We start from the raw sequence: 22,257 nt of genomic DNA, 5'->3' as shown, positions 1-22,257 counted from the left end.
GGTGTTTATGACGCGCTTACTGTTTTACCGGTACCACTTTCGCCTATAAGAGTTATGGTATCGGCTTTAGGTTCAAAAAATCCTGAATACGGTTGAGTTTGTGGTCTATCGTCCATAAGATAATGCACATATTGGACTGTTGATGGACTTAAAGGGTTCTTACTGGAATAGCCATCTTTAATAGCTCGCTCAATGAGACGAAAACAACGAATGTAGTCACTAAGAGGCTGTCTTAAGGTTTTTAATCGACTTAAATACTCCTCACGAACTAACGGTTCTGGATGCATCCGAATATGCTCGTCTAAGTCAGGATAATAAGTAAAAGCATCGATAAGAATTGCATCTTTAACTTTTGGAGGTAAAGCCTCGATAAGAGGATTTCCTTGATGCTCAGGTAGAATTGCTTCTCTGTATACTGCGTGTATTCTATTTCTCATTTAAACATCCTGAGCTCTTTTATTACGCCTTGGCAAAGTTACGACATTATTCTCGAATATGTCATTATCCGTCACCGATTTACTCACTTGAGTGGTATCTTTTCCATTCATTAACTCAAGCTCTTCTTTTCTATTTTGTTGAATCCCCTTAGATCTATCTTTTCGAGGAGTAGGGTTATCTTTTGCTCTGTTCTTAGCTCGCTTCGTTATCGCATCAGTTCTGTATTGCATATCTATAGAGTCAGCAGTAACAATCAATTTTTCGCTTTTCTCGTCTGTCCAGTCCAAAACAAAATCGGACTCAACGATAGGTAAATCTCTAAACATACGACTTTTGGGAGACAAATTGCATTTAACGAAAGGCTCTCGACTATTAAACCTCACATATATGTAGTTTGAACAATTCTCATCAATCCTAGCCTCAAGTTGCCACCATCCTTTATCTCTAGCAATCGAAGCCAGATCATCCTCTATGATACGTTTATTGGTGAAATACATACCATTATATAAAATACCATCACCAGTCATGCTAACCATTTCTGGAGGGAGTAGCCTTGAAATCACGTCATCGTAATTAGCTTCGATTAGACTGTGTCTTTGCAACTCCACATTTACTTTCCAGCAATTGATTGGGGTAGGTGCCAGATCTTTTTCTATAAGCAATGGGGTTTCAAACGCAAGTCGTTTTAGAATATCTCTGTTATGTTCTAAAACTGCTTCGATCAATAACTGTGTTACTTCATGAAGCGTATAAATAGCTAATTTGCGAGGATCAACTTCTCCTCGTACGACCTTACCTCGCCGTGTAGCACCTAATAAGGGGTGAATGGCCTTCTTATTTAAAATATCAAATCGACGCTCTACGAAGCTTTTACGATCTGGACGGTATGGAGGGGCAAAGCTTAATTGGGTAAACGGTACTAAATGTTCTTCAGGTTGAAGACCTATCATCTCACCATTATCACACACAAGCTCTTCAGGAATATGATGGCAAGGCCATTCGGCCTCACTGATATGAATACCATATTGAGAGCAATATTCTTGTTTCGGTAAAAAACAATTTACTAAGGCTTGTCTAGCAGCCCTCCAAGAGGCGAAATAAAGAGAAACATGAAAACCTACAATCATGCGAGTTGCTCTATCGACAATAGAATATATCGTAGGTCTACCCAATACTCGCTGGTTTGAGAAAGTAGATACTATATGCACATCTGCAACGGTAGCATCTATTTCAAATACGTCACCTGGTATAGGAGATCTTTCTGTCGCACTACCAGTTGTACCGCGTTTATTAAGTAAATAATCTCGAACTGATGTCCTGGCTTGTATCTCAACATCTTTACTTATCAACTTAGACTTCCAATAAGCGAATTGTCGCAAAGATGGCGCATGTGGAAATTGATCAAGAGCTTCCGCAATTTTTACTTCGCTAGCAAAATACTTACGCAAGAACTTTTTATAGGTTTCCACAAGGCTGTCCCCACCTTCCTTAAGGTAGTGCTTTTTAAGTGATTTTTTTATCTTCTCTTTGTCTTTTTCAGTTAGGATATATTTTCTGGATCGAACTACTGCAAGGGTTCTAGAACGTTTAGGGGCACCTAAAGGAACCGTTGCTTTCCTTTCCTTTCCTGCGCCCCCACTATTTGCATATGCAGGCAATAAGGCATTTTTATCTTGTCCATACTTCCAATATAGCTGCAGCAGCCTGTCGACTGTATTTCTGTGTTCGCTTATATTTTGAGCATATTTTACAAGCAAGTCTGAGCGTTTGGATATGCAATACTCAAACAAAAAGTCCTTGTCTTTAATGATACGTTCTATTATTTGTAAGTTTTTGTCTCTTTTCGCTTTTTGTTTATGTGGAATATCAAGCTCATCTACCTGCATATATATAGGTAAAGGAAAATCTTCTTTAGTTGTTGTGCCTAGTTTAATGGTCCGATGAAAGGAGCTAAGTTTTGTTAGGAGGGGTTTAATTGGTCTAGTATGCTCTAACGGGAAGAGTACAACGGCATCAAGGTCTTTAAATATTTCCAAGACTCGATACACACCATTTTCAACACCTTCCAGTCTAGTAATTTTCCAAACACTATTTTTAGTTAGAACCATTCGCAGTCCGTCCATATGATGATAACGCTACATCTTGAATAATTAATATTCCGGATTCAGCAATTAGATAAGACATATCTACTAAAATCAGTTTTAAAGAGATTAATAACTTTATTTCAAGAAGAGCACTTTCTTTAGATATCTGTAACGTTTGGCTTATCTCATCACATAAATCGGTGATTAAAAATCGTCCTGTACTTAGCATCCCAAGTAGCGTATTGGTATGAATGCTCTGCTCTAGGCTATCAGGCTTTGAACGGAAAGGGGCAGTGGCCCATTTTATGTTTTTACTCTGGTTTCTAGTGAGTTCATTACCAGTAAAAAGTTTGAATTCAACACCCAATAACTCCCACCAAATTCGCTCTATGTCTAACTTTTCAGCAGTACGCTTATCGAGCTCTCCAGGTGGCTTAATGGCTACAGCCTGATAAACAGGTTCGGCATTTTGAGGTTTGTATAACGTCAGCAAAAAATCTGTCGTCATAATAATAGGGGACTTACTTTCAGGATGAATGGGATGCTTCACACAAATAGTGGAAGCAATCCTTTGGGATAAAGTTAGAGGGAGTAAGGGGAACTGCTCACGGATATCCAAGACAGAACCACTAAAATCAGCGATATAAAAAAATTCGCTTTCTATCGAAGACAGGGTGTGATGGTTTCTACTTGTTTTAAAGCCAAAAATCTTTGAACGATTCCCATCAGATTTTACATCCTGAGCTCTGTACCAAGGTAAATAATCTTTATAACTACCTAAACCATAACCATTTTTTAGAGCTCTCTTAAAGTCTTCCTCTGTTTGAAGTTTTCTGCCTCTGCCCATGTGATTCCCTTAAATTTGTTCTAGAAAGTGTAGTTTACCTTTCATAAAATACAAACTTTATTGGAAATAATTAAAGTAAAGTACAAACTTAAAACACTAAATACAAACTTTATTGTCTCTACACAACACTTACACCCACTGTCCGGCGACATAGCCGCTTGACCAACACCATTGGAAATTATAGCCGCCAAGCCAGCCCGTCACATCCATTACCTCACCAATAAAATAGAGGCCCGGAACCGATTTGCATTCCATGGTTTTCGATGAGAGGCAATCGGTGTCTACGCCACCTAATGTGACTTCGGCTGTGCGATAACCTTCAGTACCATTGGGAAGAATCGGCCAATGTTGTAAGTCGTGTGCGATAGCGGTTATTTCGTGTGGGTTTAACTGTTTGAGCGGTTTATCGACAAAAGCTTTGCGCTCAATCAGTACTTCAACTAAACGCTTAGGCAGTACTTTCGCGAGTGTATTTTTTAAGCTTTGATTTGGGTGTGCTTCACGTGATTCATTTAATAGCCGCTCGATGTCTACTTCCGGCACTAAGTTGATACTGACCTTCTGCCCCGCTTTCCAGTAAGAAGAAATTTGCAACACCGCCGGCCCAGATAAACCACGATGAGTAAACAGCAGTGCTTCTTTAAACACAGTGCCATCTTCAGTAGTGATTTCAGTTGGAATGGCAATGCCGGCCAGTTCGGCGAAATCTTCTTTATCTTGTTTATGCAGTGTAAAAGGCACGAGCCCGGCCGTGGTTGGGATCACCGCCAGTCCAAACTGCTCTGCAATTTTATAACCAAAAGGAGTCGCACCAAGCTTGGGCATCGACAAGCCACCCGTTGCGACCACCAGTGACTGGCATTGGATCGGCCCGTCATTGGTGGTGAGCTGAAAGCCGTTTGGCACCTTATCTATCGATTGAATCTCGACTTGATAACGCTGCTTGACCGTCGGTAAATCGCACTCTTTTAGCAAAATATTGACGATGTCCTTCGCCGAATCAAGGCAAAAGAGCTGGCCATGATCGCGCTCTTCAAACGCAATATTGTATTTACTGACCAGCGAGATAAAGTCCCACTGGCTGTACTGCGATAACGCTGATTTAACGAAATGGGGATTGCGGCATAAATAGTTGGCGGCCGATAGTTCATAATTGGTGAAATTACAGCGACCGCCACCTGAGATCAAAATTTTACGGCCAGGCTTTTTGGCATGATCGAGAACGCATACGCTGCGCCCGCGCAGGCCAGCTTGCGCGGCGCACATTAGCCCGGCGGCGCCAGCACCAATAACGACAACATCAAACGACTGACTCATGCTTTCACCTTCATTTAATTAGACGCACACGCACCTAATGACAAACAAAAAGGATGCAGCGCTGGTGGCGTACATCCTTATCAATGGGGGACATTTTAACGACTAATTGAGTGAAGACAAGGTTAATCCACCAGCGACGGTATTAGACGAGCTGCTCGGCAAGCTCGCGCCCTTTTCCGCGAACGGCGTCAATTGTTTCAGCAAATGTGGCAGATATTGCCAGTACACGAGCATCTGGGTGCTCAGCCAGAAATAAGCGTTTTTCTTTTTCGGTCAGGATGTCCCATTGATGGTGGATATCACGGGCAAAATGCAATACACGGGCAAGTTTTGGTGAAAGCTGCGCTTTTTCTGGCTGCGCAGAGTAGGCGATCGCATCGACCATCTCATCAGGAAACTTCCAAGCTTTAGCTAGCTTCGCCCCCAGTACATTCGCATCGGTATGGATGATTTGCTGTTGTGCTTCTAGTTCAACTTCACCAGCATCAACACAAAGGCGAATTTTCAACGCTTCTTGCGGCGCTAATGTGTGGATCATCAATTGGCCAATGTTGTGCAATATTCCGGTAGTAAAGACGCTATTAGCATCGAGTTTACAAGCGGCCCCCAGTTTGCTGGCGATAATGGCAATTTCAAAGGTATCGGACCAATATTGCTGCAGATCCAAGGTGTCAATTTTAGGAAAAGCACTGGATAATACCGATGCCACCACCATAGTTCTCACCGAGCCACTTCCGACACGAATCACCGCATCATTGATAGAGGCCACTGTGCGGCTTCCGCCAAAATGTGCCGAATTTGCAAGGCGAAGCAGCCGCGCACTCAACACTTGTTCCATGGCAATTTTTTTTGTGAGCGCACCAAAATCGACCTCTTCCTTATTAACCATTTCGAGTAGTTCTTGTAATACTTGTTGAATACGAGGTAACTCATTCAAACGTGCGAGCAGTGCTTTTTCATCCATTATTTTTCTCCTTTCGATTGCTCTTGCTAATAATAGTCGCCGCACAATGAAGATGCATAATAGTGAAGAAATAAGTCGATGACTTTATACAGACGATAAAAAAGGAGCACGATAGCTCCTTTAATCAATACAATGACTGACCCAGTTATACGATACAAGCCGCGAAGGTTGTCACGGCCAGCAATGACATCGACAAGATAAACAGCGCTCTAACGCGATCACACTTGCCCGTAAATAGGGGATCGTGGTGATGGTGATACTCTTTACCTTTCAAATAGTGGAAAAGACGAACCTGCTTGGTGACATTACCGTGAGTGGTAAAAAAGCCACCGCCATCCACTTGTTGATAAAGCAATGGATGAGCTTCACGCATGATGTAAATAAGTGAGCGTAGCGCCGTAAGATACCTGACTAGGTTAACCCCAGTGACCAGCATTAGCGCAAATAAAATTGTATCTCCAGTGATCATCTTTTCCTCCCTACACCTTTGCATAGAACCCAAAGAAAAAGACGATCGCTTCATACTCTTTCTGCTGCGATTACACAGCTTGGGTATCCATTACAGAAGATGAGCCGGCTTTTGCCATTGCGGCTAGGTCTTTGTCGATGAAGAACAGCGCCTTACCATCATCACCCACAAGCTCTAGCTTATCTAAAATCCCTTTAAACAACTTCTCTTCTTCATGTTGCTCCGCAACGTACCACTGAAGGAAGTTAAACGTTGAGTAGTCTTGAGATGTGAACGCCGCATGAGCGAGTTTATTAATCTGCTGAGTAATCATCTGCTCATGTTGATAAGTTTCGCGAAACACTTCACCAAGGCTCGTAAACTTATGTTTTGGCGCTGCGATCGCACCAAGGATAGGCAGTGCACCCGTTTCACTCACGTAGGTGAATAAACGCTGCATGTGCTGCATTTCTTCTACGGCATGAGCGCGTAAAAACTCGGCAGCACCTTCAAATCCTTTATCTTCACACCAAGCACTCATTTGTAAGTATAGATTGGATGAAAAAAATTCCAGATTAATTTGTTCATTCAGTTTTTCAACCATAGCTTGTGACAACATGTCGACTCCTAGTTTATGTAACGATTTGAATTGACTATACCATGAACCTCACCATAACACTTTGAGTCAGGTATGCGGATATGAGATCACGGCGACAAAAAACTCTCGGCCTCAGTGCTAATCTTTAATCAGTACCCCATCAGGAGATAATACAATGAGTTATCAACATATTTTGGTTGCCATTGATCTTTCAGAAGACAGTAAACTCTTAGTCGACAAAGCTGTTGCACTGGCAAAACCACTCGATGCTGACGTTTCTTTCATTCACATTGATGTCAACTATGCCGAGCTGTATACCGGACTCATTGATATCAATTTAGCAGAAACTCAACATCACGCGATGGAAGCGTCACAAAAGCAGCTGCAAGCCTTAGCGGAACACGCGCAATACCCTATCCGCCATACACTAGTAGGCAGCGGCGACCTCAGTAATGAGCTATGCGAAACCATCGCTGAATTCAGTGTTGATTTGGTGGTCTGCGGTCATCATCAAGATTTTTGGAGCAAGTTACTCTCATCCACTCGGCAACTGATTAACTGTTCGCCAGTCGACATGCTTGTAATACCACTTCACGACTGACGACAAGCCAAAACTCGGTTAGACTGCGGGTTATTTACTGTTCAGCGTTGTTTGTTATGGCCTATCTCTCTGCAGTCACCCTACTTTGGGCATTTTCATTTAGCTTGATCGGCGTTTATCTCGCCGGTCAAGTTGATTCTTGGTTCGCGGTTTGGATGCGCGTTGCATTAGCGAGCTTAGTATTTCTACCTTTGATCAGGTTTAAAACCGTTCCCGCTCCGTTGATCGCTAAGTTGATGACCATTGGTGGAATTCAACTGGGCCTGATGTACTGTTTCTACTATCAATCATTTTTACTGCTATCGGTTCCTGAAGTTTTGCTGTTTACGGTGTTTACGCCAATCTACGTCACGCTGATCTACGATCTACTGAAAGGCCGCTTTTCTCCGTGGTACTTAGTGACGGCGGCCATTGCCGTAATCGGTGCCGTTTTTATTAAATTTGCGGCAATAAACGAGCACTTTTTGCTGGGTTTTTTGGTGGTGCAAGGGGCTAACCTCTGTTTTGCTATCGGCCAAGTGGCTTATAAATACGTCATGGAAAAAGAGACCATCACTTTAGCGCAACACAGCGTATTCGGTTATTTCTACTTAGGTGCATTGGTGGTAGCAAGCGTGGCATTTTTACTGTTTGGTAATAGTGAAAAACTGCCTACTACCTCTTTGCAATGGGGTATTTTGATCTACTTAGGGGTAATTGCTTCTGGGCTTGGTTACTTCGTGTGGAACAAAGGAGCCTGTTTAGTCAACGCAGGCGCATTAGCGATTATGAATAATGCGCTGGTTCCCGCCGGATTAGTGGTGAACATTCTGATTTGGAATCGCGACGTAGATTTAATCCGCCTTGCAATTGGCGGCGTGATCATTTTGTTCTCACTGTGGGTCAATGAAACTTGGGTAAAGCGCAAAGTCGCTGCCAGCCGTACTCACTGAATAAGGTTGAGCGTTAAAAACAACAAAGCCCGCAATCATCGCGGGCTTTGTTGTTGAAAAAGGGGCTATCGTGGCTCGGTTTAACTCACCATCTGTTTTCAGTAAACCATCTATTTTTAGTAAACTATCTGTTTTTAGTGAATCTGCCGTTGTAGTGAACGTTCACTAACCGAAGAAATTCGTTGATTCACATCGGCAAACTTTACTTGTAATGCAGGATGTTTCTTTAACAGTTTTTGCTGCTGTTTCAGCACTTTTTCTAACTTCTTCAGTACTTTTTTTTGTTTTTTTAACGCTTTCTTGTTCTGTTTTTCCGATCGCTTGGCGGCCTTTTTACCTTTGTCCGTCATACCATTTGACGTACCAGAGCGCAGTTGTTTCTTCCCTTCCGAAACAAGCTTTGTCGATGCACTCGGAATAGCAGCAGGCTTACACAGCGTGTTTTTATCCGATGATGAACGAGCACATGAGCGACAAAGAAATTTTGGCGCAGCCACAATCTGATGGATATCCCCAAGCTGGCTAGTAATATCGTGTCGGTTCAATTTGCATAAACGCTTATTCATGTACGCCTCGATCACGAATAGGAATAATTATTAGTTAGATATACAATTCCAAACACGATTAAGCAAGCACTAAATTACATCTATGGGCCACGAGATTTTCTCGCCAAAGCTAACGTATTGAATGCGTTAGATCATCGCCGCTTTCACATACACATCAAAACGATTTTTCTTGGTTTCAATCGCCATACTCGGCTTCTGTTTGTCTAACCAATCGGCATAGTCAGGACGCTTCACCACCACGCGTTTGGTCGCCAAACTCAAGGCTGGGTTTAATAATGCATCAGCATCCAAGTCAGCACCCACCAGCGATTGAAAGACGCGCATCTCCTTTTTTACCAAAGCCGTTTGTTTTTTACTTTCCGGGTGCGGGTACATGGGGTCAAGATACACCACATCTGGCTTTACAAAATCTTCATCTTGCGCCAGTTTATCAAGCGCATCATGACTCGAAGCGTGAAGTAACGACATTCGCTCGCTTACCCAGCCGCCAATCTCCGCATCTTGCTTGGCACGCTCTAAACCATCATCAAGCAGCGCGGCCACAACGGGATGCCGCTCGACCATTTGCACTTTACAGCCGAGCGAGGCCAACACAAAAGCATCACGACCTAACCCGGCCGTTGCATCTAACACGGTCGGTGTCGCTCCTTTGTTTAGTCCAGCAGCTTTGGCTATCGACTGACCTTTACCGCCACCAAATTTACGTCGGTGAGCAACCGCTCCCGTGACTAAATCGACATAAATAGCGCCGAGTTTAGGCTCATCCAGTTTACGCAACTCAAGACGATACTGAGTTAATACCAAGGCAAATGGGCTCTCAGCGCATGGTTTTAATCCCCAACGCGCGGCTAATGTATCCAAATGTGCTTGCTGAGCAGGAACTTCGCAAATCAGTTGTAGCTGCAAGTTAACTCCGAAACAAAAGAAATAATGAGGAGGCTTGAGTTTACCCAATTTTCACTGACGTGACTAAAGCTTATCGCTTTTCTTAAACGGCGGCTTACGAGAAACAACGACCAGTGATAAACTGAGCGAACCATTTCAATGATAAGGATGCTGTGATGCAAGCCACTACCGCTAAACTGGACGAACTCGACCGCGCCATTTTAAAAATTTTAATGGACGATGCACGCACGCCCTACGCAGAAATGGCCAAGCAGTTCAACGTTAGTCCTGCCACTATCCATGTTCGTATTGAAAAGATGAAATCGGCCGATATCATTCAGGGTACGGAAGTGATCGTCAATACCAAAAAATTGGGTTATGACGTGTGTTGTTTTATCGGTATCAATCTCAATGCCGCGCGAGACTACCATTCGGCGCTCGCCAAACTCAATGCGCTGGATGAAGTGGTGGAAGCCTATTACACCACAGGAGCCTATAATATTTTTGTGAAGTTAATGTGCCGCTCGATTGAGGAATTACAATTTGTGCTGATCGACAAATTACAGGCAATTGATGAAGTGCAATCCACAGAGACGCTTATTTCCTTGCAGAACCCGATTAACCGAAATGTGAATCCTTAACCACCGAAGCCGCAAACACCACGCAATAAAAAGCCCGAAACTAAATTCCGGGCTATGGCATCGGTACTGATAATAAATTATTTGTTCAGATAAGTTAAAAGCTCTTCAGCCGAAATACCCTGCTTTGCCAATTCCTTCGCCATGATTTCGACTTGCTCGCCTTTACGCGCTTCAATCACTTGTTGAAACTGAAAGACTAAATCACGCAGAACTGGTAATGGTACTTGTTTGGCGGCACTGCGAATACGCTCACTACTTTGGTTGCCTAATTCATTCAGCAATTTTCCGAACATGACCTTTTCTGGAGACTCGTCGAGTTGTTCCCAAATTCGAGCCATTTCATAGGTTGTCATTGACATTGTTGTTTCGTTTCCAAAGTGCAATTGAAATAATTAAGTGACTAAATATACACCCGTTAAAAAGAATATAAAACAGCAGGTGACAATTTATTAATTCACCACTAATTGATGCCAATAACGCCCTGCTTTAGAAAACAGGATAAACAACGCTGGCGCAATCAGCCACATTTGCAGTGCAATTAATATCTGAGGCTCTAACCCAACACGCTGCATGGTGCCAACTAACAGGCCAGCACCACTCATCTGAAACAAACCAAGCAGTGCTGCGGCGGTTCCCGCACGGTCACCAAATGGCGCCAGTGCTTTTCCTGCGGCCGCTCCCAGAATCCAAGCAAAACCGATTGATGACATAAAAATGGGCAGCATAAAGGCAATCGCCGTTTTCTGTTGTGCCAGCGCGACCATGGTAGTCCCCGCAACCAATAACGTGCCAATTCCAACCACCAGCGCCATATGGGTACCAAACCTATCCATAAATTTCGGCGCACTTAGGCAGGCAACGATATTAATGATGGCATTGAGTCCAAACCAGAAAGTAAATTCATTCATGGTTAATCCATAACCTTCCATTAATACCACTGGGGCAGAAGTGACATAGGCTAAAATAACCGCCATCGCTAACATACATAATGAAGCATGGAAGAGAAAAGATGGTGTTTTCAATACGGACCAGTAACGCGATAACTTAAAGAACGCTTGCTGTTCGGTGGCTTGCGGGTTGGTTTCTTTCATACCAATCACCATCATTAAACCCGCGACCACGGCAAAACCAGCCATAAAGCTGAAGTTACTGCGCCAGCCAAATTGCTGAGTTAACCAACTACCAAGGATTGGCGCTAATGCAGGAATAAAACAGATTGCACCATTTAAGTAGCTGATCATTTTGCCGCTACGTTGTGGGCCAAAAATATCGCGAACTGTTGCAAAAGCCGCTACCGATGTCGCGCACGCACCGAAGCCTTGTAGTAGCCGAGCCATCAGCATCCATTCAATACTTTGAGCGGCCCACGCCAAGCAAGCACTCAATGCATAAATACTGATCCCTCCTAATGCAACAGTTCGACGACCGAGTTTGTCCGCTAGCGGGCCAGCAAAGAGTTGACCGACTCCCATAGCAAACAGAAACCAAGTAATCGTATCTTGTGCATAAGCGTGTTCCACGTGAAACGTTTGAGAAATTTGCGGTAAAGCTGGTAGATAAATATCAATCGCTAACGGGCTAAACAGAACCAACAAAATCAGTAATGCCAATTGACGCTTGCTATGCGCGTCAGAGGTTATTTGCTTCACGAAACACTCCAGTAATGAGAAAGAACACACTTTTACAACTCGGCTATAATAGAGCAATGATGATATGAATAGAAATGGCTTATACTCATCACAATTATTCCCAAATGGAAATACAGATGAATATAGAAAAATTAGCCAGAATCGACCTTAATTTGCTTGTTTGTCTGTCCGTACTGCTAGAAGAACTGAACGTCACGCGCGCCGCCCATCGCCTCTGTTTGAGTCAATCTGCCGTCAGTAAATCGCTTGCCAAGCTTCGTCAGCAGTTTAATGACCCGTTGTTTATTCGTAATTCACATGGCTTAAAGGCCACACCGCAGGCGCTCTATCTCAAACCCAAACTCGACACTCTCATCAATCAGCTCGAGCTACTCACTCAACCACAACAATTTTCACCACAAAGCAGTGAATACCGTTTTCATATTGCGGCAGTAGAAAGCGTCTACCCATTGATTCTCCCCCATTTTTTGCCTGCTATTTTCAGCCAAGGTCCAAATCTCAACATCAACACTCACTCATGGAACGATCAAACCTTTAAGAAATTGCAGCTTGGTGAGTTGGATTTAGGCATTACCGGCAAGGACATTGATATCAATGATGCCAAATTAACAATGCTGCCACCCAGTGATATCTGTGAGCAAGAGATCTATCGAGATAGCCAAATGTGCGTGGTACGTAAAGACCACCCAGCATTACGAGACAATTGGACGTTAGAGCGCTATTTATCGCTACGTCACGTACAAGTGCGCTGCGATGGTAATGATCGCTGGCTACTCGACTATCGCTTGGCGGATATCGGCCGAGAAAGGGACATCGCAATTACAGTACCGGATTTTAATAGTGCCGCCAGCCTTTGTACTTATACTGATTTTATCTTTACCGCGCCGAGCCACTTCACCCACCTAGTAGCCAAGCAGATGGATCTCGTCGTGTTGCCATTACCGATGGAATTTCCACCTATGGCTTATACGTTATTTTGGCACAGAGACAGAGAAAGTGACCCCGCATTGAGCTGGTTAAGGCAGATGATCCAAACCAAAACACTGCATCTCAGGTGAAGCTGCGGTTTGCGCCAGTTCGATAAAAAGAGTAGCTTATTGAAGCTCGTCCCCATCGCCACAACCCCATAGACACAATAATAAAGTCAGGGTTTGCTATGGATTTGCACAGCTCCCTACACCTACAACGGACGGTTATGAGAAAGGATATAACACAGATGCATGATTCAATCGCACAACGCGTATCAGCCTTACGTGGCTGGCTCACACAACAAGGGCTTGATGCCATCATCATTCCACACGAAGATGAATATCTCGGGGAATATGTACCGCAACACAACGAACGCCTGCATTGGTTAACTGGTTTTACTGGCTCGGCAGGCGCGGCTGTGGTCACCCACGATAACGCGGCTATTTTTGTGGATGGCCGCTATACAGTGCAAGTTCGTAAACAAGTGCCAGAGGCAACCTTTGAGTATCGTCACTTGATTGAAGAGCCCGTTCTCGATTGGCTCCAAAGTGCATTGGCCACAGGTAGTAAAGTTGGATTTGATCCGCGCATGCATCGAGCAAGCTGGCTTAAAGCAGCACAGGTAAAATTGTCTGATGAGTTACAGCTTATTGCCGTCGGCAGTAATCCAATCGATGAGTTATGGAAGGACCGCCCTAGCACTGCAATTTCAGCAGTGCGCTTGATGGGTAATGAACTCGTCGGTATCAGTAGCCATGATAAGCGTAAGCAAATAGCCCATCAGCTGAGTAAGAAAAAGATTGATGCGGCGGTACTGACAGAACTTGATTCCATCTGCTGGCTGCTAAATATCCGTGGCCTTGATGTTTCCCGATTACCAGTATTACTTTCCCATGCCATTATTTATGCTGACTCCAACGTCGATTTCTTCCTTGACCCTGCTCGTCTTCCTGCGGAATTTGACAAGCATGTCGGTGGCGGCGTTCGCGTTCACCATCCAGATCAACTAGAAAAGCAGCTTAACTTACTCGCAGGTAAAAAGGTGATGATCGATTCTGCCACCAGTAATGCATGGTTTACGCTGACTTTACAAAATTCCGCTGCTGAAATCATTAATGACGCCGATCCGTGCTTACTGCTAAAAGCGGCAAAAAATGCAACCGAAGTCTCTGGAATGAAAGCGTGCCACGTGCGTGATGGTGTGGCGATGACGAAATTTCTTGCTTGGTTGGATAATGAAGTGACTAGCCAAAGACTGCACGACGAAGGCTATTTATCTGACCGCTTACAAGCATTTAGAGAGGAAGATCCAACTCTAGCCGATCTTAGTTTTGATACTATTTCAGCGGCAGGCAGTAATGCAGCTATGTGTCATTACAACCACATCAACCAAGTAAAACCAGGACAATTAGCCCAAGACTCACTTTATCTTGTCGATTCTGGCGGCCAATATTGTGACGGTACGACTGACATTACGCGTACCATTGCTATTGGTAACCCCAGTGAAGAGATGAAAAAACAGTTCACTTTAGTGCTTAAAGGTCATATTGCACTAGCCAGAGCACGCTTTCCAAAAGGCACTTGTGGTCATCAGCTTGATGTACTTGCCCGTCAGCACCTATGGGCTAATGGTTTTGATTATGATCATGGCACTGGTCATGGAGTCGGCCACTTTTTGAGTGTCCATGAAGGGCCACAACGCATCAGCAAAGTTTTCAACAACGTCGCACTGCTTCCAGGTATGGTACTGTCGAACGAGCCCGGTTATTACCGTGCCGATGCGTTTGGCATTCGTATAGAAAACTTAGAACTGGTGGTCGAAGTTGAAACACAAGGTGATTTCTCTGTGTTGGGGTTTGAGTCTCTCACGCGTTGCCCGATTGATAAGCGCGCGATCAACATCAATATGTTAACTCGACCAGAGCTCACATGGCTAAATGACTATCATCAAAAAGTATGGGATCAAGTTGGTCCACTCGTTGAGGGTGATAACAAAGCGTGGTTGCGCCAAGCGACGCTACCTATTGAGCATGATTAAACTTCAAAATGATAAAACAAATGCGCTGTAGGTAGTTTCTCTGTAGTAACTTAACCTAGAAAGATGAAAGGCGACCTCGAGTCGCCTTTACTTTAACTTATGATTCTCTTAACTCGAACTCACCTTAATTAGCTAAATCATCATACTTTAATGCATCCATATGTTTCACGTGAAACGTGCAAGCCATAACCTCATCCAGAATAGGCAGCATGCCAATCTCGCCATACAACTTCAAAGCCTTGCCCTTTAACAGCGGCGGCAACTTGTCCGGCTGTACGTTCATCGCTAATCACAAATTGCTCAAGCTCGGCCTCTTGCATTGCATAACCTCCAGGCTGTGTTTTTGATCCCGCCGATATGCTGGTAATCCCCAGTGGGATGAGCTTATCCCTAAAGTGCGCCGATTCGCGGGTAGAAAGCGAGAGTTCCACTTCTGAATTTAGCAAGCGAAATGCACAGATGAGCTGAACCAGTTGCTTGTCAGACATAACCGATTTAGGTTGCAGGCCACCTTCACAAGGTCGCAAGCGAGGAAACGAAATCGAATAGCGCGTCTTCCAATATCTCTTTTCAAGATAATCCAGGTGAGCGGCCACGTAAAAACAATCGGCCCGCCAATCTTCCAAGCCAATCAAAGCGCCAAGACCAATCTTATCAATCCCTGCCCGGGCAAGTCGGTCCGGTGTTTCCAGGCGAAAGTTAAAATCCATTTTGTTGCCTCGCAGATGATGTAAAGCGTAAGTCGATGGATGATAAGTCTCTTGATATACCATTACCGCATCTAAACCTAAGCTCTTTAGCTCCGCATAGTGCGCTTGCTGAAGCGGTTGAACCTCCATAGCAACATAACTGACTTCACGCTTTATCAACGGCAGTATCTGCCGGAAATAGTTCATGCCTACTTTGGTTTCATGCTCACCGGTTACCAGCAACACATTATCAAACTGCATCTGCTTGATAACCGCCAATTCACGTTCAACTTCATGCAAACTTAATGTACGCCGCTTGATGCGATTCTCCATCGAAAATCCACAATAAGTGCACGCATTGGCACACAAATTAGAAAGATAAAGCGGGATATAAAAAGAAAGAGTATTGCCAAAGCGTTGCCTCGTCAGTGCGTAAGAAAGTTGCGCTAACTGCTCGATATAAGGCTCAGCAGCAGGAGAGATTAATGCCTTGAAATCCTCCAAATCGCGCTTCTCTTTATACAGTGCTCGCTCGACATCTGACGCTGTTTTGGAACGGATTGATAACGCAATATCGTCCCAATCGAGTTGTTTGAAACGTTCTAAAAAGCTCATCGCTATTGATCCAAAAATGCAGTTAGAGGGCTGGATGCGATAGCATGATGAACCTGAGTTGCAAGCCCAGCCTCATAAGCCATTCGACCCGACTCCACCGCCAACTTAAATGCCAACGCCATTTGTATCGGATCGCGCGCGGCCGCAATTGCGGTGTTAACTAAGACTGCATCCGCGCCCAATTCCATCGCAAAAGCCGCATGCGAAGGCGCGCCAATACCGGCATCAATAATCACGGGGACACGAGCTTGGCTGATGATGATTTCTAAAAAATCTCGTGAGACCAGCCCCTTATTCGATCCAATTGGCGCACCTAATGGCATTACGGCCGCGCACCCCACCTCCTCTAAACGCTTACAGAGTACAGGGTCAGCATGACAATAAGGCAATACGGTAAATCCATCTTTCACCAATTGTTCCGCTGCTTTTAACGTTTCGATAGGGTCAGGCATCAGATACTTAGGATCGGGATGAATTTCTAGCTTCAGCCACGATGTCGATAACGCTTCACGCGCTAAATGGGCAGCAAAAATCGCATCCTTCGCATTTTTCGCACCCGATGTGTTGGGTAAAAGATGGACGCCTGACTCGATAAGTGGCGCTAAAATATCATCATTTAATTGATTAAGATCGACTCGCTTTAATGCCATCGTCGCCATTTGTGAACCAGATATGGCAATAGCTTTTGTCATTAACTCTCGGTTGGCAAATTTCCCCGTTCCAGTGAACAGGCGAGATTCAAACTGTTTATTCGCTATCGTTAACATTTAGCCTCCTGCAATGGCTTGAAACAGCGATATTTGGTCGCCTTCACTTAATAGGGTCGTTGACCACGCACTACGTGGCACCACGCTCTGATTCAGGGCAAACACACAACCGGTAATAGTGATCGAAAGCAGTTTGGTGAGATCCGTAATACTGGTTCCCGCTGAAACTTGATGAAACTGCTGATTAATCTTGATCGTTATATCTGACATGTGGCTTCTCCCTTCATCTGATCAGCCTGTGGGTACCCACACACCTCGCACTGAGGATCTTTAACAACATTTAAGGTTTGGAATTGAAACAAATGAGCATCAAACAGTGTCAGTTGGTTAGCATTACGCATCGTCTGTCGAGTCAATATCATGATGGCTTGTAAAGCTTGCAGGGTTCCGATGATTCCGACGACAGGCCCCAGAATACCGAATTCATTACAACGCTGCGCGGCAGGCAGTTCGCTATCAGGCACTAAACAGTGATAACAAGGTGACAACGGCAGTTGATCAAAAGCAATGACTTGCCCCTTCCATCCAATAGCCGAACCTGAAATCAATGGCTTAATTAGTTTACGGCACAACTGGTTAATTTGCTGACGACTGTGGATGTTATCCGTGCAGTCAAGAACGACATCAGCATTCAGCACTTCCAGTTCGAGCTGAGTACCAATAAGGCGTTTAGATATCGCTCTTACTCTGCAATCAGGGTTGATGGCTTTAATTTGCTCTGCCATCGCATCGACTTTGGTTTGACCAATTTGCCTCTCTCGGTAGATCACCTGCCGAGGTAAGTTGCTGCTTTCAACTCGGTCATCATCCACTATTACCAGTTGTCCAATACCAGCACTCGCCAAATACAAAACGGCCGCAGACCCTAAACCACCACAACCAATAACCAGCACTCGGCTATCAAGTAAAGATTGCTGTCCATTCTCACCTATTTCAGGGAGCGCAAGTTGCCTTTGATAACGGATAAATTGCGCATCAGAAAGCATAATCACATACCTCCTCAGCACTACTTGGTAATCGGTTTTGTATGATTCGATTGAAACTATCAATGACCAACTGAGGTGATTTTGCTTCTGTCACTGCACGTACAACGGCCAAGCCTGATACATCGCACTGCCAAACTTGCAATGCGTTCTCTAGGTTAATTCCGCCAATTGCAACTGTGGGTATTTTTGCACTTACAACTTCATCTGAGTTGGCGGCACAACTTAAACTCTCAATTAGCTGCTGGTAAAGTTTCAACCTAACAAGCCCCTGTGGCTTAGAGGGCATAATTTTGGTGGTGGTTGGGAATATGTGACCCAAAGCGATATAGCTGGGATTTAGTGAAGCGATGTTCAGAATCTCATAATAGCCGTGAGTTGAAATACCTAAACAGATCCCAGCTTGAGCAATTTGTGCTAAATCTGCATTGGTGAGATCTTCTTGTCCAAGATGAATGCCAAAAGCACCATGCTTTATCGCAAGCTGCCAATGGTCATTAATAAAAACCTGTGCTTGATAGGCTTGTCCAAGCTCAATAGCGGCGATAATTTGTGATTCGAGATCCGAGCGTGTTGAATCTTTGATTCGCAGTTGGATTGTCTTTACACCAAACTTCAATAACCGATCAACCCACTCAACGCTATCCACAACAGGATAAAGGCCAATATTTTTGTCTATCTTTGGAAAATAGATGTGATTTTGTTTATCGTCAGCAAAGATGCCAGCTACTGAATGTTGTAGCTGAGGAAAATATCGGCTATCCGTTGGCCATGTTTCACGTGAAACACTCATTGCCGCGCGAGCAACCACTAAAGCATCCTCTAGTGGAAAGTCGAGACACAACAATGATAGAACCCAAGCAAAGTGCTCACTCTTTGCATCAGCAGCATGAGCATTCGTAGAGTATCTTATACTACGCAGCTCTTCTCCGTGATACCACTCATCAACATAGTCGTGTGAGTCAGCCGCTGTAAGCCCTATCTTGACCAAACCAGTTTCTCGTTTCTGGGAGTGATCGAATGGCATTTGAGCGCAAAAATTGACTTGGTATTGCAAGAATAAATTGGGCTTATCAGTTAAAACACTTAGCGCATCTTCGCACGAGGCTAAGCAATCGCTGCCAATCAAAGATGAGTATGAAGGCGTTACTAACTGACAATATAAAGTTGGGCTGGCACCCAAAAAAATATCATCGATATCAAAACCATGATGCTTGGCCAATAGCAAAACCTGTTGTACTTGAGCAGTCAACGCAATGTCATCACGGGGGATAAGTAATTGAATCATCTAATTACTCCTCACTAACGACTGACCGTTGAGTAACAGCAGGATGATAAAGCTCTGATCCTGAGGCTTTAAACTCTTGTGATTTCTGTCTCATGCCTTGTAACGGGTCATCTAGCAGCGTAACGGAAATGAGCGCATCAGCAGCAACTTGCTTGGTATCTAGCGCATACTCTTGAACCTCTTGAGAGATTTTCATCGAGCAGAATTTCGGCCCGCACATAGAGCAAAAATGCGCAACTTTACCAGACTCTTGCGGAAGAGTTTCATCGTGAAAAGCACGCGCCGTAACTGGGTCTAATGCAAGATTGAATTGGTCTTCCCAACGAAACTCAAAACGTGCTTTCGATAACGCATTATCGCGCACTTGTGCTCCCGGGTGCCCTTTCGCAAGGTCTGCAGCATGTGCTGCCAATTTATAAGTAATTAAACCCGTTTTAACATCTTCTTTGTTTGGTAAACCAAGGTGCTCTTTCGGTGTTACATAGCAAAGCATCGCGCAACCATACCAGCCAATCATCGCAGCGCCAATGCCGGAAGTGATGTGATCATATCCCGGAGCAATATCGGTAGTTAATGGGCCCAAGGTATAGAATGGCGCTTCATGGCAATGCTTTAATTGTTCATCCATATTCTCTTTAATCAAATGCATGGGGATATGGCCAGGGCCTTCAATAATGACCTGTACATCATATTCCCACGCTATTTTGGTCAACTCACCTAAAGTGCGCAGCTCTGCAAATTGTGCTTCATCGTTAGCATCGGCAATGGATCCTGGCCGTAGTCCATCCCCTAAGGAAAGAGCGACGTCATACTTGGCGCAAATTTCACAAATTTCACGGAAATGAGTGTAAAGAAAACTCTCAGTATGATGGGCTAAACACCATTTAGCGATAATAGAGCCGCCACGCGAAACGATGCCAGTAACACGTTTCGCGGTCATTGGCACATAACGAAGCAATAAACCAGCATGAATTGTAAAGTAATCAACACCTTGCTCCGCTTGCTCAAGTAAGGTATCGCGCATTACTTCCCATGATAAATCCTCCGCAATACCATTTACTTTTTCCAATGCTTGATACATAGGCACAGTGCCAATCGGTACGGGGCTATTACGCAAAATCCATTCTCGAGTTTCGTGAATATTGCGCCCAGTAGAGAGATCCATCACGGTATCCCCACCCCAGCGGGTTGCCCATACCAATTTTTCAACCTCTTCTTCAATTGATGAAGAGACAGATGAGTTACCGATATTCGCATTCACTTTGACGAGAAAATTACGGCCAATGATCATCGGCTCTGATTCAGGATGGTTAATATTCGACGGGATAATGGCTCGTCCTTCGGCAACTTCACGACGCACAAACTCAGGAGTTATTCGCTTTGGTAGATTAGCCCCCAAATGAATCCCTGCATGTTGCTGGCTCAGCTGTGCATCCATACACTCTCCCCGTCGCGTATTTTCGCGAATGGCAATGTATTCCATTTCGGGTGTGATAACACCTTGCCGCGCATAATGAAGTTGAGTAACGCACTTCCCTTTCTTTGCTCGGCGTATGGCTGGCAAGTTCCCATAACGTAGTTCGTCCAATGTATCATCAGATAAACGTTCTTTAGTGTAAGCAGAACTGACCTCATAAAGCCACTCGGTATCATCCCGCTCAGCGATCCATTTTTCCCTTAATTTAGGCAAACCTTGATATAAGTCGATAGTATGAGATGGGTCGGTATAGACACCTGAAGTGTCATAAACGCATATAGATTCATTCGGTTGATAAATCGGTGAGGACTTTGTGCCCCCGACCAAGCTGTCAGCTAGTTTAATCTCACGCATTGGCACGCGGATATCCGAACGTGAACCAGTAATATAGATTTTAGAGGAATTTGGGTAGGGTTCGACAGACAATGTGTCAATGAATTGTTTGGCTTTCAGTCTCGCTTGTTTGCGACTCGACATAGCATCTTCCTTTTTGTACTAGGGATAAATGCTTGACGGATTAATGCACAAGAGTTGATCAAAATAGAGTTTTGATCTTAAGGATATAACGCTAGATAGATCACTAGCAGGTTATATTCTCTTGTTCCCTTCGCAGGTATTAGCCTGATCAGGTTCAACGGATCCCGAAAATACGGTCTCAGCCTTATGGCACTCCGACAAGTTGAGTCACGATTATAGGGAAAGACTATCCATTAACCAAGATGAAATTGTGATTTCGTTAATTTCTCATCAACAACTGGAAACCTATCCAAGCCGCTGAGATACTTAGCACCACGTTTAATAAGACATTAACACCCATTTTCAGAAAGGCTCCTTGCTGCATCAGCAATACATTATCCATAGAGAATGTAGAAAATGTGGTTAATGCACCCAAGAAACCCAAACCAATAATCTGGCGCCATGGCTCAGTTGCAAGTAATTCACTCTCAAAAGCAGCGATCAATAATCCCATAATAAATGAGCCGACAACGTTAACGGTGAGCGTTCCATAAGGAAACCCGCGTCCTAATAAGAACACACATAGCTCGGTAACTAGATAACGTGCACATGCGCCAAATGCGCCACCTAATGCAATAAAACCTAAAATAGACAGCTGTCCCATAACGAATTCCTAAAAGTAACCGTCGTTATTTTAACCGCTAAGCATAATAAATCGAACCTAATTACTAAAATAATCAAGGAAAGTTATGCTGATAATCTAGTGCTTTTAAAAAGTTACATCCGTCACTTACTGAGTAAATGGATAAGCTAAACCGCTCTTAATGCCAATTGAAGTCTAATTAAGGCTATTTCACGCTCGGGATCGCTTTCTTGGATACAGCTTGAGTACAGAGAGCTGGCCACAAAAATGTGCCGAAGGGATGAGGTAAACGGAATTAGTTAATTTTTCGGATTACTATCATAGAGGAAGTGAACAGATAGCAAAAAGCCTCAGCATTTCTG

23 protein-coding genes and 1 riboswitch are annotated in these 22,257 nt (G+C 44.1%); of the genes, 5 read left to right on the top strand and 18 right to left on the bottom strand.

The features are described 5' to 3' along the window. Nucleotides 1-5 precede the first annotated feature (5 nt). From PL85_RS17240 to ftnA, 7 genes are all read right to left on the bottom strand, one after another. Nucleotides 6-437 (bottom strand): hypothetical protein, encoded by a 432-nt coding sequence (locus PL85_RS17240; RefSeq protein ID WP_115339394.1) that lies wholly within the window; start codon nt 435-437, stop codon nt 6-8. Beyond that, nucleotides 438-2,546, bottom strand: coding sequence for a transposase (locus PL85_RS17235; protein ID WP_176579840.1), 2,109 nt, complete (start codon nt 2,544-2,546; stop codon nt 438-440). Then, complete coding sequence (locus tag PL85_RS17230; protein ID WP_115339395.1) at nt 2,533-3,369, bottom strand: TnsA endonuclease N-terminal domain-containing protein; 837 nt, start codon at nt 3,367-3,369, stop codon at nt 2,533-2,535. The genes PL85_RS17235 and PL85_RS17230 overlap by 14 nt, the downstream gene beginning before the upstream one ends. A 129-nt stretch (nt 3,370-3,498) precedes the next feature. After that, nucleotides 3,499-4,686 (bottom strand): BaiN/RdsA family NAD(P)/FAD-dependent oxidoreductase, encoded by a 1,188-nt coding sequence (locus PL85_RS17225; protein WP_115339396.1) that lies wholly within the window; start codon nt 4,684-4,686, stop codon nt 3,499-3,501. 142 nt (nt 4,687-4,828) lie between these two features. Beyond that, the gene (locus PL85_RS17220; RefSeq protein ID WP_019282127.1) at nt 4,829-5,650 is read right to left on the bottom strand and encodes an HDOD domain-containing protein; all 822 of its coding nucleotides are present in this window, start codon (nt 5,648-5,650) and stop codon (nt 4,829-4,831) included. 145 nt (nt 5,651-5,795) lie between these two features. Then, on the bottom strand, nt 5,796-6,119 hold the full coding sequence (gene uspB / locus PL85_RS17215; RefSeq protein ID WP_010319583.1) for a universal stress protein UspB: 324 nt from the start codon (nt 6,117-6,119) through the stop codon (nt 5,796-5,798). Nucleotides 6,120-6,189: 70 nt separating this feature from the next. Continuing rightward, nucleotides 6,190-6,717: a non-heme ferritin gene (gene ftnA / locus PL85_RS17210; protein ID WP_013855622.1), complete on the bottom strand. Its 528-nt coding sequence runs from the start codon at nt 6,715-6,717 to the stop codon at nt 6,190-6,192. A gap of 154 nt (nt 6,718-6,871) precedes the next feature. Between ftnA and PL85_RS17205 the strand changes: the two genes are divergently transcribed. Both PL85_RS17205 and PL85_RS17200 read left to right on the top strand, forming a co-directional pair. Then, a complete protein-coding gene (locus tag PL85_RS17205) occupies nt 6,872-7,297 on the top strand; it encodes a universal stress protein (protein ID WP_010319581.1) in 426 nt (141 codons plus the stop codon). A gap of 56 nt (nt 7,298-7,353) precedes the next feature. Next, complete coding sequence (locus PL85_RS17200; protein WP_088721460.1) at nt 7,354-8,229, top strand: carboxylate/amino acid/amine transporter; 876 nt, start codon at nt 7,354-7,356, stop codon at nt 8,227-8,229. A gap of 134 nt (nt 8,230-8,363) precedes the next feature. On the opposite strand, the gene PL85_RS17195 is transcribed toward PL85_RS17200, so the two are convergent. Together PL85_RS17195 and PL85_RS17190 are read right to left on the bottom strand one after the other, a co-directional pair. Continuing rightward, nucleotides 8,364-8,810 carry a hypothetical protein gene (locus PL85_RS17195; RefSeq protein ID WP_013855620.1) on the bottom strand — a complete coding sequence of 149 codons (447 nt, stop codon included), beginning with the start codon at nt 8,808-8,810 and terminating at the stop codon, nt 8,364-8,366. A 111-nt stretch (nt 8,811-8,921) separates the two neighbouring features. Then, nucleotides 8,922-9,701: a class I SAM-dependent methyltransferase gene (locus PL85_RS17190; protein WP_088729305.1), complete on the bottom strand. Its 780-nt coding sequence runs from the start codon at nt 9,699-9,701 to the stop codon at nt 8,922-8,924. A 155-nt stretch (nt 9,702-9,856) separates the two neighbouring features. Here PL85_RS17190 and asnC point away from each other — a divergent pair, with 155 nt between their 5' ends. Beyond that, the gene (gene asnC / locus PL85_RS17185; protein WP_010319577.1) at nt 9,857-10,321 is read left to right on the top strand and encodes a transcriptional regulator AsnC; all 465 of its coding nucleotides are present in this window, start codon (nt 9,857-9,859) and stop codon (nt 10,319-10,321) included. A gap of 77 nt (nt 10,322-10,398) precedes the next feature. Here asnC and tsrA read toward each other — a convergent pair whose 3' ends face one another. Both tsrA and PL85_RS17175 read right to left on the bottom strand, forming a co-directional pair. Continuing rightward, nucleotides 10,399-10,680, bottom strand: coding sequence for an H-NS-like global regulator TsrA (gene tsrA / locus PL85_RS17180; protein ID WP_017044523.1), 282 nt, complete (start codon nt 10,678-10,680; stop codon nt 10,399-10,401). 90 nt (nt 10,681-10,770) lie between these two features. Continuing rightward, the gene (locus PL85_RS17175) at nt 10,771-11,970 is read right to left on the bottom strand and encodes a multidrug effflux MFS transporter (RefSeq protein WP_010319414.1); all 1,200 of its coding nucleotides are present in this window, start codon (nt 11,968-11,970) and stop codon (nt 10,771-10,773) included. Nucleotides 11,971-12,086: 116 nt separating this feature from the next. Between PL85_RS17175 and PL85_RS17170 the strand changes: the two genes are divergently transcribed. Then, nucleotides 12,087-13,028, top strand: a complete 942-nt coding sequence (locus PL85_RS17170) for a LysR family transcriptional regulator (protein ID WP_026027502.1) — start codon at nt 12,087-12,089, stop codon at nt 13,026-13,028. 158 nt (nt 13,029-13,186) lie between these two features. After that, a complete protein-coding gene (locus tag PL85_RS17165) occupies nt 13,187-14,977 on the top strand; it encodes an aminopeptidase P family protein (RefSeq protein WP_174223813.1) in 1,791 nt (596 codons plus the stop codon). Nucleotides 14,978-15,168: 191 nt separating this feature from the next. Here PL85_RS17165 and thiH read toward each other — a convergent pair whose 3' ends face one another. The 7 genes from thiH to crcB all read right to left on the bottom strand — a co-directional run bounded on the left by thiH (nt 15,169) and on the right by crcB (nt 21,916). Then, on the bottom strand, nt 15,169-16,281 hold the full coding sequence (gene thiH / locus PL85_RS17160) for a 2-iminoacetate synthase ThiH (protein ID WP_115339398.1): 1,113 nt from the start codon (nt 16,279-16,281) through the stop codon (nt 15,169-15,171). Between the two features lie 2 nt (nt 16,282-16,283). Continuing rightward, the gene (locus PL85_RS17155; RefSeq protein WP_115339399.1) at nt 16,284-17,048 is read right to left on the bottom strand and encodes a thiazole synthase; all 765 of its coding nucleotides are present in this window, start codon (nt 17,046-17,048) and stop codon (nt 16,284-16,286) included. Beyond that, nucleotides 17,049-17,258, bottom strand: coding sequence for a sulfur carrier protein ThiS (thiS, locus tag PL85_RS17150; protein WP_019281194.1), 210 nt, complete (start codon nt 17,256-17,258; stop codon nt 17,049-17,051). It abuts the gene before it with no gap. After that, a complete protein-coding gene (locus PL85_RS17145) occupies nt 17,246-18,034 on the bottom strand; it encodes a HesA/MoeB/ThiF family protein (RefSeq protein WP_088721464.1) in 789 nt (262 codons plus the stop codon). Before PL85_RS17145 ends, thiS begins: the two co-directional genes overlap by 13 nt. Beyond that, the gene (gene thiE / locus PL85_RS17140) at nt 18,024-19,319 is read right to left on the bottom strand and encodes a thiamine phosphate synthase (RefSeq protein ID WP_088721465.1); all 1,296 of its coding nucleotides are present in this window, start codon (nt 19,317-19,319) and stop codon (nt 18,024-18,026) included. Before thiE ends, PL85_RS17145 begins: the two co-directional genes overlap by 11 nt. Before the next feature lie 4 nt (nt 19,320-19,323). Then, entirely contained in the window at nt 19,324-21,273 is a 1,950-nt protein-coding gene (gene thiC, locus PL85_RS17135) for a phosphomethylpyrimidine synthase ThiC (protein ID WP_115339400.1), read from the bottom strand. Between the two features lie 108 nt (nt 21,274-21,381). Next, nucleotides 21,382-21,480: riboswitch (TPP riboswitch) on the bottom strand. Between the two features lie 52 nt (nt 21,481-21,532). Continuing rightward, entirely contained in the window at nt 21,533-21,916 is a 384-nt protein-coding gene (gene crcB / locus PL85_RS17130; protein WP_115339401.1) for a fluoride efflux transporter CrcB, read from the bottom strand. Nucleotides 21,917-22,257 lie beyond the last annotated feature (341 nt).

This window comes from Vibrio anguillarum (genome assembly GCF_001989995.2).
GTDB lineage: Bacteria > Pseudomonadota > Gammaproteobacteria > Enterobacterales > Vibrionaceae > Vibrio > Vibrio anguillarum.
This window is presented reverse-complemented; position numbering and strand designations above follow the sequence as displayed.

Coding starts and splice junctions, on each gene's coding strand:
- PL85_RS17205 (WP_010319581.1), top strand. CDS start 6,872: ATGAGTTATCAACATATTTTGGTTGCCATTGATCTTTCAGAAGACAGT.
- PL85_RS17235 (WP_176579840.1), bottom strand. CDS start 2,546: ATGGTTCTAACTAAAAATAGTGTTTGGAAAATTACTAGACTGGAAGGT.
- PL85_RS17145 (WP_088721464.1), bottom strand. CDS start 18,034: ATGCTTTCTGATGCGCAATTTATCCGTTATCAAAGGCAACTTGCGCTC.
- thiS (WP_019281194.1), bottom strand. CDS start 17,258: ATGTCAGATATAACGATCAAGATTAATCAGCAGTTTCATCAAGTTTCA.
- ftnA (WP_013855622.1), bottom strand. CDS start 6,717: ATGTTGTCACAAGCTATGGTTGAAAAACTGAATGAACAAATTAATCTG.
- asnC (WP_010319577.1), top strand. CDS start 9,857: ATGCAAGCCACTACCGCTAAACTGGACGAACTCGACCGCGCCATTTTA.
- uspB (WP_010319583.1), bottom strand. CDS start 6,119: ATGATCACTGGAGATACAATTTTATTTGCGCTAATGCTGGTCACTGGG.
- thiH (WP_115339398.1), bottom strand. CDS start 16,281: ATGAGCTTTTTAGAACGTTTCAAACAACTCGATTGGGACGATATTGCG.
- PL85_RS17165 (WP_174223813.1), top strand. CDS start 13,187: ATGCATGATTCAATCGCACAACGCGTATCAGCCTTACGTGGCTGGCTC.
- PL85_RS17170 (WP_026027502.1), top strand. CDS start 12,087: ATGAATATAGAAAAATTAGCCAGAATCGACCTTAATTTGCTTGTTTGT.
- PL85_RS17225 (WP_115339396.1), bottom strand. CDS start 4,686: ATGAGTCAGTCGTTTGATGTTGTCGTTATTGGTGCTGGCGCCGCCGGG.
- PL85_RS17200 (WP_088721460.1), top strand. CDS start 7,354: ATGGCCTATCTCTCTGCAGTCACCCTACTTTGGGCATTTTCATTTAGC.
- PL85_RS17220 (WP_019282127.1), bottom strand. CDS start 5,650: ATGGATGAAAAAGCACTGCTCGCACGTTTGAATGAGTTACCTCGTATT.
- PL85_RS17230 (WP_115339395.1), bottom strand. CDS start 3,369: ATGGGCAGAGGCAGAAAACTTCAAACAGAGGAAGACTTTAAGAGAGCT.
- thiE (WP_088721465.1), bottom strand. CDS start 19,319: ATGATTCAATTACTTATCCCCCGTGATGACATTGCGTTGACTGCTCAA.
- PL85_RS17155 (WP_115339399.1), bottom strand. CDS start 17,048: ATGTTAACGATAGCGAATAAACAGTTTGAATCTCGCCTGTTCACTGGA.
- tsrA (WP_017044523.1), bottom strand. CDS start 10,680: ATGTCAATGACAACCTATGAAATGGCTCGAATTTGGGAACAACTCGAC.
- crcB (WP_115339401.1), bottom strand. CDS start 21,916: ATGGGACAGCTGTCTATTTTAGGTTTTATTGCATTAGGTGGCGCATTT.
- thiC (WP_115339400.1), bottom strand. CDS start 21,273: ATGTCGAGTCGCAAACAAGCGAGACTGAAAGCCAAACAATTCATTGAC.
- PL85_RS17240 (WP_115339394.1), bottom strand. CDS start 437: ATGAGAAATAGAATACACGCAGTATACAGAGAAGCAATTCTACCTGAG.